This is a genomic window from Pyxidicoccus xibeiensis, from assembly GCF_024198175.1.
GTDB lineage: Bacteria > Myxococcota > Myxococcia > Myxococcales > Myxococcaceae > Myxococcus > Myxococcus xibeiensis.
Map to the genome: position 1 here is coordinate 81,596 of NZ_JAJVKV010000021.1, position 16,156 is coordinate 97,751.

A 16,156-nucleotide genomic window follows, 5' to 3' on the forward strand; every position below is an offset into this window, starting at 1 on the left:
ATGAGCGACATCAAGAAGAAGATCGCGGCGATGAGCCCGGAGAAGCGCGCCCTGCTGGCGAAGCAGCTCCAGCAACGGGCGGTCCGCAACGCTCCGCCCGCTCCGGCCCGCCGGCCGCCAGGACTGGCGCCGCCGCTGTCATATGCCCAGCAGCGCGTGTGGTTCCTCGACCAGCTCGAGCCCGGCACGTCCGCGTACAACCTCCCCATGGCGCTGCGCCTGGAGGGCGCGCTGGACGTCCCCGTCCTGGAGCGCGTCCTCACGGAGCTGGTGCGCCGTCATGAGGCGCTGCGCACCACCTTCCGCGACGAGGGTGGCACACCCGTCCAGGTCATCGGCGCACCTGCCGCCGTGCCACTGGCGATGGTGGACCTCAGCGGCCACGAGGATGCGGAGGCCCAGGCGCTCCGGATGGCCAGCGTGGAGGCGGCGCGTCCCTTCGACCTCGCCCGGGGACCGCTGCTGCGCGCCTCGCTGCTGAAGCTGGGAGCGGCACGGCACCTGCTGGTGCTGACGCTGCACCACATCATCTCGGACGGCTGGTCCCTGGGCGTGCTGGTGCGCGAGGTGGCGGTGCTCTACCCCGCCTTCCGCGTGGGACAGCCCTCACCGCTGCCGGAGCTGCCCCTCCAGTACGGCGACTTCGCCGCCTGGCAGCGCGACTGGCTGAAGGGCGAGACGCTGGAGACGCAGCTCCAGTGGTGGCGACAGCAGCTCTCCGGCGCGCCCGAGCTGGAGCTGCCCACCGATTTCCCCCGGCCTCGCCACCCCAGGCACCTGCCGGGCCATGCGGAGCTGCGACTTCCCCGGGAGCTGTCCACCGCGCTGACGGAGCTGTGCCGGCGCGAGGGCGTCACGCCCTTCAACGCGCTGCTGGCCGCCTTCCAGGTGGTGCTCGGCCGCCACTCCGGGCAGGACGACATCGTCGTCGGCTCGCCCAGTGCCGGCCGTGAGGAAGTGGAGGTGGCGGGCCTGGTGGGCTTCTTCCTCAACACCCTGGTGCTGCGCACCCGGCTGTCCGGGGACCCCACGGTGCGCGAGCTGCTGGGCCGCGTGAAGCAGAGCGCGCTGGACGCCTTCGCGCACCAGCATGTGCCCTTCGAGCACCTCCAGGCGCCGCAGGCAGGCCGGGGGCAGCTGTTCCGCGTCATGTTCATGATGCAGAACCTGGAGAAGGCGACGCTGGAGCTGCCGGGACTGACGGTGCGCCCGGTGGAGCTGTCGGACCAGGCGGCGAAGTTCGACCTGACGCTCGCCTTCACCGAGGAGCCCGAGGGCTTCCGCGGCGCGCTGGAGTACGACGCCGAGCTGTTCGAGTCGGCCACCGCCGAGCGCCTCCTGGCGCACCTGCACCACTTCGTCGCCTCCATGGTGGCGAGGCCCGAGGCGCGGCTGTCGCACGTCTCCCTGCTCGGCAAGGACGAGCGGCACCGGCTGTTGAGGGAGTGGAGCGGCGCTCGGGCGGAGTTCCCGGACGGCGCCACGCTGGGCGGGCTCATCCGCGAGCAGGCCCGGCGGGCCCCGGAGGCGGTGGCGGCCGTGGTGGACGGGCAGCACCTGACGTACGCGGAGCTGGAGCGCCGGGCCAATGCCCTGGCGCACCGCCTGCGTCGCGACGGCGTGGGCCCCGAGTCCATCGTCGGCCTCTGCGTGGAGCGCTCCCTGGAGCTGGTGGTGGGCCTGCTGGGCATCCTCCATGCCGGTGGCGCGTACCTGCCTTTGGACCCGTCGCTGCCGCGGGAGCGCCTGGCCTTCATGCTGGAGGACTCGGGCGCACGCGCGCTGGTGACGCAGCAGTCCATGCTCGCGCGCTTCTCCCGGCCTCCCGCGCACGTGGTGTTGCTGGACGCTCCGGCGGCGGAGGGTGGCGAGCCGGTGGAGAGTGGTGTCACCGCGCGCAACACCGCCTACGTCATCTACACCTCCGGCTCCACGGGCCAGCCCAAGGGCGTGCTCGTCGAGCACCGCGGCGTGTGCAACCTCGTCGCCCACGAGGCGCTGGCCTACGAGGTCGGCCCCGGCACGCGGATGCTCCAGTTCGCCAACCTGGGCTTCGACATCTCGGTGGAGGAAATCTTCACCACCCTGTGCGCCGGCGGCACCCTGTACCTGGCTCCGCTCGAGAAGCTGATGCCGGGCCAGCCCCTGCACGCCTTCCTGGCAGAGCACGCCATTACCGCCGTCAGCCTCACGCCCGCGGCCCTGGCCCTCACCGAGGCGACGGGCCTGCCCGCGCTGCGCACCGTCATCTCCGGCGGTGAGGCGTGCTCGGCGGACGTCGTTGCCCGCTGGAGTCCGGGCCGCCGCTTCCTCAACACCTACGGCCCCACCGAGGGCACCGTGGTGGCCACCCTCACCGTCTGCGAGGCGGACGGCAAGCCACCCTCCATCGGCCGGCCCCTGGCCAACGTGGAAGCGTACGTGCTGGACGCGGGCCTGCAGCCGGTGCCCGTGGGCGTCCCGGGAGAGCTGTACCTGGGCGGCGTGGGCGTGGCGCGCGGCTACCTCGGCCGCCCTGGCCTCACCGCCGAGCGCTTCGTACCCCACCCCTTCAGCACCGAGCCCGGCGCGCGCCTGTACCGCACCGGAGACAGGGTGAAGTGGCGCGCCAGCGGCGAGCTGGACTTCCTGGGCCGCGTGGACACGCAGGTGAAGGTGCGGGGCTTCCGCATCGAATTGGGTGAGGTGGAGTCCGCCCTCGCCTCCCACCCCGCCGTGCGCGACGCGGTGGTGGTGGTGCGCGAGGACGGCCCCCTGGGCAAGCGACTGGTGGGCTACGCCGTGCCCGCTCCCGGCCAGTCCGTCGAGGTGGAGGAGCTTCGCCAGTACCTGCGCGAGCGGCTGCCCGAGTACATGGTGCCCACCGCGCTGATGCGCCTGGATGCCATGCCGCTGACGCCCAACGGCAAGGTGGACCGCAAGGCCCTGCCCGCACCGGACGCCTCCACCGAGGTGCACCGCGACTTCGTGGCCCCGCGCACCGCGACGGAGCAGGCCCTGGCCGAGCAGTGGAGCGCGCTGCTGGGCGTCTCTCGCGTGGGCATCCACGACGGCTTCTTCGAGCTGGGGGGCCACTCGCTCATCGCCACCCAGGCCATCTCTCGCATGCGCACCCACTTCGGCATCGACCTGCCGCTGCGCATGCTCTTCGAGGCCCCCACGCTGGAGGCCCTCGCTCGCATGGTGGACCAGGCGCTGGTGTCGGGCGGAGGCCCCAGCCTGCCTCCACCGCGCCCCGTGTCGAGAGAAGGCGCGCTGCCGCTGTCCTTCGCGCAGCAGCGCCTGTGGTTCCTCGACCAGCTCCAGCCCGGTGCGGCCAGCTACAACATCCCCGTCGCCCTGCGCCTGGAGGGCCCGCTGGACGCGGTGGCCCTGGAGCGCGCCTTCACGGAGGTCGTGCGTCGCCACGAGGCGCTGCGCACCAGCTTCCGTGACGAGGGCGGCGCTCCCATCCAGGTCATCCATCCGGCGAAGCCCTTCCCGCTGGCGGCGGTGGACCTGAGCGGGCGCGAGGACCGCGAGCAGGCGGCGCTCCACCTGGCGCAGCAGGAGACCTCGCGTCCCTTCGACCTTGCCAATGGCCCGCTGCTGCGCGCCACCCTGCTGAAGCTGGAGGACACGCGGCACGCCCTGCTGCTGACGATGCACCACATCGTCTCCGACGGCTGGTCCATGGGTGTGCTGGTGCGTGAGATGGCCGCGCTCTACGAGGCCTTCCGCATCAGCCAGCCATCGCCGCTGCCCGAGCCAGCGCTGCAGTACGCCGACGTCGCCGTCTGGCAGCGCGAGTGGCTCCAGGGGAAGGTGCTGGACTCGCAGCTCGCCTGGTGGCGCAAGCACCTGGAGGGTGCCCCTCGCGCGCTGGAGCTGCCCACCGACTTCCCGAGGCCTCCGGTCCTGTCCTTCCAGGGCGCCTCGGTGCCCGTGCGGCTGTCGCGTCCGGTGTCCGATGCACTCCGCGCCTTCTGTCAGCAGGAGGGCGTCACCCCCTTCATGGCCTTGCTGGGCGCCTTCCAGGCGCTGCTCGCGCGCTACTGCGGGCAGCAGGACGTCGTCATCGGCTCGCCCATCGCAGGCCGCCGCTTCTCCGAGCTGGAAGGGCTCATCGGCTTCTTCGTCAACACGCTCGCCATCCGCGCCCGCCTGGACGGTGCCCCTTCGTTCCGCGAGCTGCTCGGCCGCGTGCGCGAGGCGACCCTGGGGGCGTACTCCCATCAGGACGTGCCCTTCGAGAAGCTGGTCGAGGAGCTTCATCCCGCGCGAGACCTGGGCCGCGCGCCGCTCTTCCAGGTCTTCTTCGCGCTCCAGAACATGCCGCTCCCCGACAGCCGGGAGTCGGCGCTGACCATCCATCCCCTGGCGGGAGTGGAGACCACGGCCGCGAAGTTCGAGCTGGAGCTCGACCTGGCCGACTATGCAGAGGGCTTCAGCGGCGTGCTCGTCTACAACGCCGACCTCTTCCTTCCGGCCACCGCCCGGCGCCTTGCGCGCTACTACGCGCACTTCGTGGAGGCCCTGCTGGGTCAGCCGGGCTCGCCCGTCCAACGGCTGCCCCTGCTCCCCGGAGACGAGCTGCGCGCCGTCCTCACCGACTTCAACAGCGCCTCGTCCACCTTCCCCTCGGACTCCACGCTGCCGGAGGTCTTCTCCCGCGTCGTTGCGTCGCGGCCCGACGCCGTGGCCCTGGAGTTCGGTGAGCAGCGGCTCACCTACTCCCAGCTCGACGCCGCCGCCAACCGGCTCGCGCACCTGCTGATTGCCCGAGGCGTCCGGGCCGATGCGCCCGTGGCCCTGGCCCTGGACCGCTCCGTCGAGCTCATCGTCTCCCTGCTGGCCATCCTCAAGGCGGGCGGTGCGTACCTGCCGCTGGACACCTCGTATCCCCGCGAGCGCCTGGCCTTCATGCTCGAGGATGCCCAGCCCGTCCTCCTGCTCACGTCGTCGGCGCTGGAGGACTCGATTCCCGCCGGAGCCACGCTGCTCGTGGTGAGGGTCGATGAGCTGGACACCTCCGCCCACCCCAGCCATGCGCCCTCCGTGGCGCTGACGCCCCAGCACCTCGCCTATATCGACTTCACCTCCGGCTCCACCGGCCGGCCCAAGGGCGTCGCCATCACCCACCGCTCCGTGCTGCGCACCGTGCGCAACGCGCCCTACGCGGACGTATCGGCGGACCACGCGTTCCTGCTCATCGCGCCCATCTCGTTCGACGCCTCCACTCTGGAGGTCTGGGGCCCCCTGCTCAACGGCGGCCGCCTCGTCGTCTTCCCTCCGTCGTCGCCCAGCGACCTGGACGTGCTGGCCACCGTCCTGGAGCGGCACTCCGTCACGACCCTGCACCTCACCTCGGGCCTGTTCTCGCAGATGGTGGACAGCCACCTGCACGGCTTGAAGTCGGTGAAGCAGCTGCTCACCGGCGGCGACGTGGTGAGCGCGCCTCACGTGCGCCGTGTGCTGGAGACGCTGCGCATCCCGGTGACGGCCTGCTACGGCCCCACCGAGGGCACCCTCTTCACCTCCTGCTTCCGCATGACGTCGCCGGAGCAGGTGCCCGCCGCCATTCCCATCGGCACGCCCATCACCGCCACCCAGGTGTACCTGCTGGACGAGCACCTGCAGCCGGTGCCCGTGGGAGTCCCCGGAGAGGTCTTCATCGGGGGCGAGGGCCTGGCGCGAGGCTACGTGCGCAACCCCTCCCAGACGGCGGAGCGCTTCATCCCCAACCCCTTCGGCGCCACCGCGGGCACGCGCATGTACCGCACGGGAGACCTGGCGCGCTGGCGGCAGGACGGGGTGCTGGAGTTCCTGGGCCGCAAGGACTTCCAGGTGAAGGTGCGGGGCTTCCGCATCGAGCTGGCGGAGGTCGAGGCCGCGCTGCTCGCCTTCCCGGGAGTGCGCGAAGCGGTGGCCCTGGCGCGCGAGGACGTGCCTGGCGACAAGCGGCTGGTGGGCTACGTCACGGCCGACGCCAGCCTGGACCTGGGCGGCCTGCGGGCACACCTCCAGCAGTGGCTGCCCGAGTACATGGTGCCGTCCGCGCTGCTGCGCCTGGATGCGTTTCCGCTCACGGCCAATGCGAAGGTGGACAGGAAGGCCCTGCCCGCGCCGGACGCACGGGCGGAGCTGCGCCCCTTCGAGCCTCCGCGCACGCCCACCGAGGAGCGGCTGGCCGCGCTCTGGGCCGGCGTGCTGCGTGTGGACAAGGTGGGCCGCCACGACGACTTCTTCGAGCTGGGAGGCCACTCGCTGCTGGCCACGCAGCTGGTCTCCCGGGTGCGCGCCGCCTTCGAGGTGGACCTGCCCCTGCGGGCCCTCTTCGAGGCCTCCACCGTCGCGGCCCTGGCCACGCGGCTCGAGGCAAGGCAGCCTGGAGAACGAGCGTTCCAGGGTCCACCGCTGGTCCCCGTGCCGCGCACGGGCGAGGCGCTGCCGGTGTCCTTCGCCCAGCAGCGGCTGTGGCTGCTCGACCAGCTTGAGCCCGGCAACGCGACGTACAACCTCCCCACGGCGGTGCGGCTGGAGGGCGCACTCGACGTGGAGGCCCTGCGACGAAGCCTCGAGGAGCTGGTGCGCCGCCATGAGTCGCTGCGCACCACCTTCCGTGAGCAGCAGGGCGAGCCCCTGCAGGTCATCGCGCCCGCCTTCGCGCTGCCGCTACGCGTGGTGGACCTGAGCGATGAGGGTGAGGCCGCGGCCGACGAAGCTCGACGGCTGTTGGCCGAAGAGGTGGCCCGGGGCTTCGACCTCGTCGCCGGCCCGCTGCTGCGCGCGGTGCTGGTGAAGCTGACGCCGACCGAGCACGTGCTGCTGCTCAACATGCACCACGTCATCTCGGACGGCTGGTCCATGGGCGTGCTGGTGCGCGAGCTGGTGGCGCTCTACGGCGCCTTCCGCCAGGGCCAGTCCTCACCGCTGCCCGAGCCGACGCTGCAGTACGCCGACTACGCCATGTGGCAGCGCGGGTGGCTCCAGGGAGAGGTGCTGGACGCGCAGCTGGCGTACTGGCGCCACCACCTCGCGGGCGCCGCGCCGCTGCAGCTGCCCACCGACAAGGTGCGCCCGCCGGTGAAGACGTTCCGGGGCGCCTTCGTCCCTGTCGCCCTGCCCCAGGCCGTGGCCCAGGCCCTCAAGGCCCTGTGCCAGCGTGAAGGCGTCACGCCCTTCATGGTGCTGCTGGCCGCATGGCAGGCGCTGCTGGCCCGCTACAGCGGACAGCAGGACATCTGCGTCGGCACACCCGTCGCCGGTCGCCAGCGCGCGGAGACGGAGGAGCTCATCGGCTTCTTCGTCAACACGCTGGTGCTGCGCTCCGAGGTGTCCGGAGCGCAGTCCTTCCGCGAGCTGCTGAAGCAGGTGAAGGAGACGGCGCTGGGCGCGTACGCGCACCAGGACGTGCCCTTCGAGCGGCTGGTGGAGGAGCTGCGCCCCGAGCGCGACCTGAGCCGCACCCCGCTCTTCCAGGTCCTCTTCGCCCTGCAGAACGCGCCGGGAGACGGTGCGCTGGAGCTGCCGGGCCTGGCCCTGCGTCCGGTGGAGGTCGAGTACCGCGTCGCGAAGTTCGAGCTGGAGCTGAACCTGACGGAGGCCGCTGACGGCATCATCGGCTCGCTGGGCTACAACACCGACCTCTTCGACGCGGCGACGCCCACGCGCATGGCGGAGCACTTCCGCGTGCTGGTGGAGGCCCTGGTTGCCCGGCCCGAGGCGCCCCTGGCGTCCGTCTCCATGCTGACGGCCGAGGAGCGTCACCAGGTCCTGGTCGACTGGAACGCCACCGTCACCGAGTACCCGCGCGGCTCCACGCTGCCCGAAGTCTTCGCGCAGGTGGTGGCCCGCTACCCGGACAAGGTCGCCGTGGAGCTCGCCAGTGGGCTCGGAAGCCAGAAGCTCACCTACCGGCAGCTCGATGCGCGCGCCAACCAGCTTGCGTGGCACCTGCGCGCCCTGGGTGTGTCCACCGACTCGCGCGTGGCGCTGGCCGTGGACCGCTCGGTGGAGCTCATCGTCTCCCTCGTCGCCATCCTCAAGGCCGGCGGCGCCTATGTCCCGCTCGACTCCAGCTACCCGCGTGAGCGCCTCGCCGCCATGGTGGAGGACGCCCGTCCCCGCGTGCTCGTCACCACCCGTGAGCTGCTGCCAAAGCTGCCGACCCAGGGACTGTCCACCGTGGTGCTGGAGGAGACAGACCTCTCTGAGCAGCCTGTCACGGCGCCGCCCCCAGCGGGGATGCCCGAGAGCCTCGCGTACATCGACTTCACGTCCGGCTCCACGGGCCGCCCCAAGGGCGTCGGCACGCCGCAGGCGGCAGTCCTGCGCACCGTCTTCGGTGTCGACTACGCGCACCTGGGCCCGGATGAGACGTTCCTGCTCATCGCGCCGGTCTCCTTCGATGCCTCCACCCTGGAGCTGTGGGCCCCGCTGCTGCACGGCGGCCACCTGGTCGTCTTCCCGCCGCACTCGCCTTCCGACGTGCACGAGCTGGAGCGGGTGCTGGTGAAGCACGGCGTCACGACGCTGCACCTCACCGCCGGCCTCTTCACCCAGGTGGTGGACAACCACCTGTCCGCCCTGCGCGGCGTGCGCCAGCTGCTCACCGGTGGCGACGTCGTGAGTGCGCCGCATGTCCGCCGCGTCCTCGAGGAGCTGAAGATTCCGGTGACGGCCTGCTACGGCCCGACGGAGACCACCCTCTTCGCCTCGTGCCACCGCATGACGGACGTGGCCCACGTGGGCACCGCCGTGCCCATTGGCAAGCCCATCGGCAACACCCGCGTCTACGTGCTCGACGCGGCGGGCCAGCCCGTGCCCGCTGGCATCGTCGGCGAGCTGTTCATCGGCGGCGACGGCGTGGCCCGTGGCTACGTGGAGCAGTCCGCCCTCACCGCCGAGCGCTTCGTCCCCGATGCCCTCTCCGGCGTCCCGGGCGCCCGCCTCTACCGCACGGGCGACCTGGCCCGCTGGCGCAACGACGGCGTGCTGGAGTTCCTCGGCCGCGCCGACGCCCAGGTGAAGGTGCGCGGCTACCGCATCGAGCTGGCGGAAGTGGAAACCGCCCTGCTGGCCTTCCCCGAGGTGGGCCAGGCCGTGGCGCTGGTGCGCGAGGACGTCCCCGGCGACAAGCGCCTGGTGGGCTACGTCGCGGCGCCCGAGTCGCTCGACCTGGCCGCCCTGCGCGCGGCCCTGAAGCAGCGGCTGCCCGAGTACATGGTGCCCTCCGCGCTGGTGCGGCTGGACACCCTGCCCCTCACCGCCAACGCCAAGGTGGACCGCAAGGCGCTGCCCATGCCGGAGTCCGCCGCCGCGCCGGACGCGGAGTACATCGCACCGCGCACGCCCACCGAGGCGAAGCTGGCGGAGCTGTTCGCCGCCGTCCTGCGGCTGCCGCGCGTGAGCGTCACCGGCAACTTCTTCGAGCTGGGCGGCCACTCCCTGCTGGCCATGCAGCTCGTCTCCCGCGTGCGCTCCGAGCTGGGGGTTGAGCTGCCGCTGCGCGTCCTCTTCGAGGCGTCCACGGTGGCCGTCCTCGCCGCGCGACTCGAGTCCATGGGTGCGGCGGAAGGCCGACTCCAGGCGCCCCCGCTGAGGGCTCGCACGGCGTCCGCCCATGTGTTGCCGCTGTCCTTCGCGCAGCAGCGCCTGTGGTTCATCGACCAGCTCCAGCCCGGCAACGCCGCCTACAACATGCCTTCTCCAGTGCGGCTGACCGGGGCGCTGGAGGTCGCGGCGCTGGAGTGCGCCCTGGATGCGCTCGTCCGCCGCCATGAGTCGCTGCGCACCACCTTCGCCTCCCAGCAGGGCGAGCCGGTGCAGGTCATCCACCCAGTCTCCGACGTCCACCTGCCCGTGGTGGACCTGGGCACGTTGGCTCCGGAGCAGCGCGAGGCCGAGGCCCTGCGGCTCGCCACACAGGAGGGTGTCCGCCCGTTCGACCTCTCTCGTGGGCCGCTGTTCCGCGCGTCACTGCTGCGCCTGACGTCCGACGACCACGTACTGCTGCTCAATGCCCACCACATCGTCTCCGATGGCTGGTCCATGGGCGTGCTGGTGCGCGAGCTGGCGGCGGCCTACGAGGCCTTCTCCACTGGCACGCAGCCCCAGCTCCCGCCGCTGCCGGTGCAGTACGCCGACTACGCGGTGTGGCAGCGCGACTGGCTGCGCGGCGACATGCTCGACGCGCAGCTCGGCTACTGGAAGGAGCAGCTCGGCGGCGCCCCGCAGGCCCTGGAGCTGCCGACCGACAGGCCCAGACCTCCCGTCCAGACCTTCGCGGGCGCGGTGCATCCCTTCTCGCTTCCCGCCGAGCTGGGGCAACGCCTGGAAGCGCTCGCCCGCGAGCACAACGCCACCCTCTTCATGGTGCTGCTCGCCGCGTGGCAGACGCTGCTGCACCGCTACTCGGGGCAGGACGACCTCGTCGTCGGCTCTCCCATCGCCGGCCGCAACCGCACGGAGACGGAAGGCCTCATCGGCTTCTTCGTCAACTCGCTCGCCCTGCGCGCACGGTTCTCCGACTCGGACACCTTCGCGTCCCTGCTGGCCCAGGTGCGGGAAACCACGCTGGGCGCCTATGCCCACCAGGAGGTGCCGTTCGAGAAGCTGGTCGAGGTCCTCCAGCACGAGCGCGACCTGAGCCGTACTCCGCTCTTCCAGGTCATGTTCTCCGTGCAGAACCTGCCGGACTCCTCGCTGTCACTGCGAGGCCTGACGCTCTCCGCCCTGGAAGCTGGAGACAGCTCCGCCAAGTTCGACCTCACGCTGTCGCTGCAACCCACCCCTGCCGGCCTGCACGGCTCGCTGAGCTACAACACCGACCTGTTCGACGCCGCCACCGTCGGGCGCATGGCCGAGCACCTGGGCACGCTGCTGAAGGCCCTCGCCGCAAACCCGGGCCAGCGTCTGTCCGAGCTGCCGTTGCTCGGAGAGCCCGAGCGGAATCAGCTGCTGGTGGAGTGGAACCAGACGGCCGCGCCCTTCTCGGATGGCGCCTGCATCCATGAGCTGTTCGAGGCCCAGGTGGCCCGGGCTCCGGATGCCGAGGCCCTGCGCTTCGGCTCGGAGGCGCTGAGCTACCGCGAGCTGGATGCACGCGCCAACCAGCTCGCCCATGAGCTGCGGGCCCGAGGCATCCGCCCCGACACGCGCGTGGCCCTGTGCGTGGAACGCTCGTTCGACCTCGTCATCGGCATGCTGGGCGTACTGAAGGCCGGCGGCGCCTACGTCCCGCTCGACCCGGCCTACCCCCGTGAGCGTCTGGACTTCATGCTCCAGGACTCCGGCGCGGCGGTGCTCCTCACGCACTCGCACCTGCAAGGCGCGCTGCCGGCCTTCTCCGGCGACGTGCTGGCACTCGACACCGCCGTGCTCTCCCGCCACCCGGCCACCGCGCCGACGCACGTGGGCACGGCGGACCACCTCGCGTACGTCATCTACACCTCTGGAAGTACCGGCCGCCCCAAGGGCGTCATGGTGGCCCACCGCGGCGTGCCCAACCTCACGCGCCACATGGCGGAGACCCTGGGCCTGGGCCCCGGCCAGCGGGTGCTCCAGTTCGCCTCCTTCAGCTTCGACGCCGCCGTGTACGAGGTGATGACGACGCTGCTGCACGGCGCCACCCTGGTGCTGGCAGCTCGCGAGGCGCTGATGCCCGGCCAGCCCCTGGCCGACGTCGTGCGGAGCCACGCCATCGACATCGCGCTGCTACCGCCTCCCGTCCTGGCGGTCCAGCCCACCGAGGGCCTGGAGACGCTCCGCATCCTGCTCACCGGCGGTGAGGCCAGCCCGGCCGAGGTGGTGATGAAGTGGGCGCCCGGACGCAAGTTCCTCAACGTCTACGGCCCCACCGAATCCACCGTCATCGCCACGGCCCACCTGTGCCAGCCGGACGGGCAGCGCCCATCGCTGGGCAAGGCCCTCTCCAACACGCGCCTCTATGTGCTGGACCGGCACCTGCGTCCGGTGCCCGTGGGCGTCGCCGGAGAGCTGTTCATCGGGGGCGTGGGCCTGGCGCGCGGCTACCTCGGCCGCCCGGAGCTGACGGCGGAGCGCTTCGTCCCCGATGCCTTCAGCTCCGAGCCGGGAGCACGCCTGTACCGCTCCGGAGACGTCGTGCGCTGGAGGACCGACGGCACCCTGGAGTACCTGGGCCGCACCGACTTCCAGGTGAAGCTGCGCGGCTTCCGCATCGAGCTGGGCGAAATCGAGGCCGTGCTGTCCGCCCACCCGGGCGTGCGACAGGCACTCGTCTTGATGCGCGAGGACCGGCCCGGCGACAAGCGCCTCGTGGCCTACGCAGTGCCCGCCCCCGGAGTGACGCTGGAGGCGGACACGCTCCACACGGCCCTCAGACAACGGCTGCCAGAGCACATGGTGCCCTCCGCGTTCGTCGTGCTGGCCACCCTGCCTCTCACGCCCAACGGCAAGGTGGACCGCAAGGCCCTGCCCCTTCCCGAGGCCCCCGGCTCCGCCACGGAGCAGGTGGCCCCGCGAACGCCCACCGAGGCGCTGCTCGCCGGCATCTGGGCCCAGGTCCTGGGGCTGGAGCGCGTGAGCGCGGACGGTCACTTCTTCGAGCTGGGCGGCCACTCCCTGCTGGCCACGCAGGTCATCTCGCGCCTGCGCGCTGCCTTCGGCGTGGAGTTGCCCCTACGCGCCCTCTTCGAGGCCCCCGTCCTCTCCGCCCTCGCGCGGCGTATCGACGAGGCCCGCCACTCGAGCACGGTCCAGGCTCCGCCCCTCGTCCCCGTGCCGCGCACGGGACACCTGCTCCCGTCGTTCGCCCAGCAGCGGCTGTGGGTCATCGACCAGCTGGAACCCGGCAGCTCCGCCTACAACCTCGCCACCGCCCTGAGGCTGCGAGGCCCCTTGAGCCTGGGCGCGATGGAGGAGGCCTTCACCGCCCTCGTCGAGCGCCACGAGTCGCTGCGCACCACCTTCGCCGTGCACGAGGACCAGCCCGTGCAGGTCGTCCACGCCGCGGCACGCCTCCCGCTGCCCGTGGTGGACCTGAGCGCCCTGCCACCCGAGCAGGCGGAAGCCGAGGCCCGGCGCCTGGCCTCGCACGAGGCGCAGCGGCCCTTCGACCTGGCCCAGGGGCCCATCTTCCGCGCCCTGCTGCTGCGGCTGGCGCCCGAGGACCATGTGCTCATCGGGACGATGCACCACATCGTCTCGGACGGCTGGTCCATGGGTGTGCTGGTGCGCGAGCTGGCGGCGCTCTACGCGGCCCAGGCCACCGGCCAGCCGGCCCGGCTGCCCGCCCTGCCCATCCAGTACGCCGACTTCGCCGCGTGGCAGCGCGGGTGGCTGCAAGGCGAGGAGCTGGAGCGGCAGCTCGGCTACTGGAAGCAGCAGCTCTCCGGCGCGGCCCCCGTGCTGGAGCTGCCCACCGACAGGCCCCGGCCCGCCGTCCAGTCCTTCCGGGGCGCGTATCAGCCGGTGCTCCTGTCCAGGCCGCTGACGGACGCACTGCTGGCGCTGTGTCAGCGCGAGGGCGTCACCCCCTTCATGGCCCTGCTCGCCGCCTGGCAGGTGCTGCTCTCCCGTTACTCCGGCCAGGACGACATCTGCGTCGGCTCGCCCATCGCCGGCCGCACCCGCGCGGAGACCGAGGGCCTCATCGGCTTCTTCGTCAATACGCTGGTCCTGCGGACCCGGGTGGAGCCGCGCGCAACCTTCCGCGAGCTGCTCGCCCGCGTGCGCACCACCACCCTGGGCGCCTATGAGCACCAGGACGTTCCCTTCGAGAAGCTCGTCGAGGAGCTGCGGCCCCAGCGCAGCCTGAGCCATTCGCCCCTCTTCCAGGTGATGCTCGTCCTGCAGAACACGCCTGTCTCCAGCATGGAGGTGGAGGGTGGCCGGGAGGGGACCACGCCGCTGCGGCTCGAGGCGTTCGACGCGGACGTGCGGACGACCAAGTTCGACCTGACGCTGTCGCTGGGTGAGACGCCGGACGGGCTCGCCGGCACGCTGAACTACCGGACGGACCTGTTCGAGCCTTCCACCATCTCCCGGATGGTGGAGCACCTCGGCACCTTGCTGGAGGCCGCGGTCACCGTGCCCGAGGCCCACGTGGGCGAGCTGTCCCTGCTGCCCGCCGCCGAGCGCGAGCAGGTGCTGGTGCGCTGGAACGACACCCGCCGCGAGTCAGGCTGGGACGGCGCGCTGCACGAGCGCTTCGAGGCGCAGGCGGTACGCACCCCCGACGCCCTGGCCGCCCTCGACGACTCGGCCTCGCTCTCCTTCGGTCTGCTCAACCGCCGGGTCAACATGCTCGCGCGCTGGCTGCGCTCACGCGGTGTCGGCCCCGAGGTGCGCGTCGCCCTCTGCCTGGAGCGCGGTGTCGACATGGTCGTCGCCGTCCTCGCCATCCTCAAGGCCGGTGGCGCGTACGTCCCCATGGACCCCGCATACCCGCGTGAGCGCCTGGCCTTCATGCTCCAGGACTGCGGCGCACGCCTCGCCCTCACCCAGAGCCACCTCGCGGCGCGGCTGTACGGCGCGGGCGTCGAGGCCGTCTCCTTCGACGCACCTGACGTCGCCGAGCAGCTCGCCCGCGAGTCGGACGCCAACCCGGCCCACGTCACCGCGCCGGAGCACGTCGCCTACGTCATTTACACCTCCGGCTCCACCGGCAGGCCCAAGGGCGTCATGGTGCAGCACGGCTCGGTGATGAACCTCCGGGCGGCGCTCGCCTCTGCGGTGTACGCGGACGCACCGGGCGCCCTGCGCGTCAGCCTCAACGCGCCGCTGGCCTTCGACGCCTCCGTCAAGCAGCTCATCCAGATTGCCGACGGCCACGCGCTGTGCGTGGTGCCCCAGGCGGCTCGCGAGGACGTGGCGCTGCTGAAGTCCTGGGTGGAGAAGCACGGCGTGGACGTGCTGGATTGCTCCCCCTCGCACCTGCGCCTGCTGCTGGACGAGGGCCTGGGCTCCCACCGCCGCCTGCGCGTGCTGGTGGGCGGCGAGGCCGTGGACGAAGCGCTGTGGGCGACGCTGTCGGCCCACCCGTTCATCCAGTGCTTCAACGTCTACGGCCCCACCGAGTGCACCGTCGACACCACGGCCCGTGCCGTGCGAGGCGCCTCCCGTCCGAGCCTGGGCGGCCCCCTGGCCAACGTGCGGGTGTACGTCCTCGACGAGCGCCTCCAGCCGGTGCCCATCGGCGTTCCCGGAGAGCTCCTCATCGGCGGCGCGGGTGTCTCTCGCGGCTACCTCGGCAGGCCCGAGCTCACCGCCGAGAAGTTCGTCCCGGATGTCTTCAGCTCCGCGCCCGGAGCCCGCCTCTACCGGACGGGCGACAAGGTGCGCTGGCTGGCCAACGGCGAGCTCGACTACCTGGGCCGCATCGACTTCCAGGTGAAGCTGCGCGGCTTCCGGATTGAGCCAGGCGAAATCGAAGCCGCGCTGGAGACAGTGCCTGCCGTCCGGCGCGCCGTGGTGCTGGCGCGTGAGGACGTGCCCGGCAACCCGCGCCTCGTCGGCTACCTCGTCACCGACGGAGGTACCTCGCTCGACACCGCCGCCCTGCGCACCTCGCTGCTGCGCTCGCTACCCGAGTACATGGTGCCCTCCGCCTTCGTCTTCCTGGCGGCCCTGCCACTCAACACCCACGGGAAGGTCGACCGCAAGGCGCTGCCTGTACCCGACAGCGCCTCGGCCGCGGCCCACGAGCCGCCCGCGACCCCCACCGAGGCGCTGCTGGCGGCCCTGTGGACCCAGGTGCTGCGCGTCGAGAAGGTGGGCCGCCACGACGACTTCTTCGCCCTGGGCGGCCACTCGCTGCTGGCCACCCAGGTCGTCTCGCGCATCCGCGCCACCTTCGACATGGAGCTGCCCCTGCGCGCGCTCTTCGAGGCGCCCACCCTCGCCACCCTCGCGCCGCGCATCGAGCAGGCCCAGCGCGAGCGTGACGGTGTGCGGTTGCCCCCGCTGGTTCCCGCGCCTCGCGGCGGCCGGCTTCCGCTGTCCTTCGCGCAGCAGCGCCTGTGGTTCCTCGACCAGCTCCAGCCCGGTGGCGTGCAGTACAACATGCCCACGGCGCTGCTGTTGGAAGGGACGCTGGACGTGGCGGCCCTGGAGCGAGCCTTCTCGGAGCTGGTGCGCCGCCACGAGGTGCTGCGCACCACCTTCCGCGCCGAGGCCGGTGAGCCCTCGCAGC

General features: G+C 72.0%; 1 protein-coding gene (only partly in view). It reads left to right on the forward strand.

The window, feature by feature from the left end:
* On the forward strand, positions 1 to 16,156 hold the 5' portion of the coding sequence (locus LXT23_RS45420; protein ID WP_253986780.1) for a non-ribosomal peptide synthetase. 10,193 nt of this gene lie beyond the right edge of the window; the window shows 16,156 of its 26,349 coding nt (coding positions 1–16,156); it begins with the start codon at positions 1 to 3; the stop codon falls past the right edge of the window.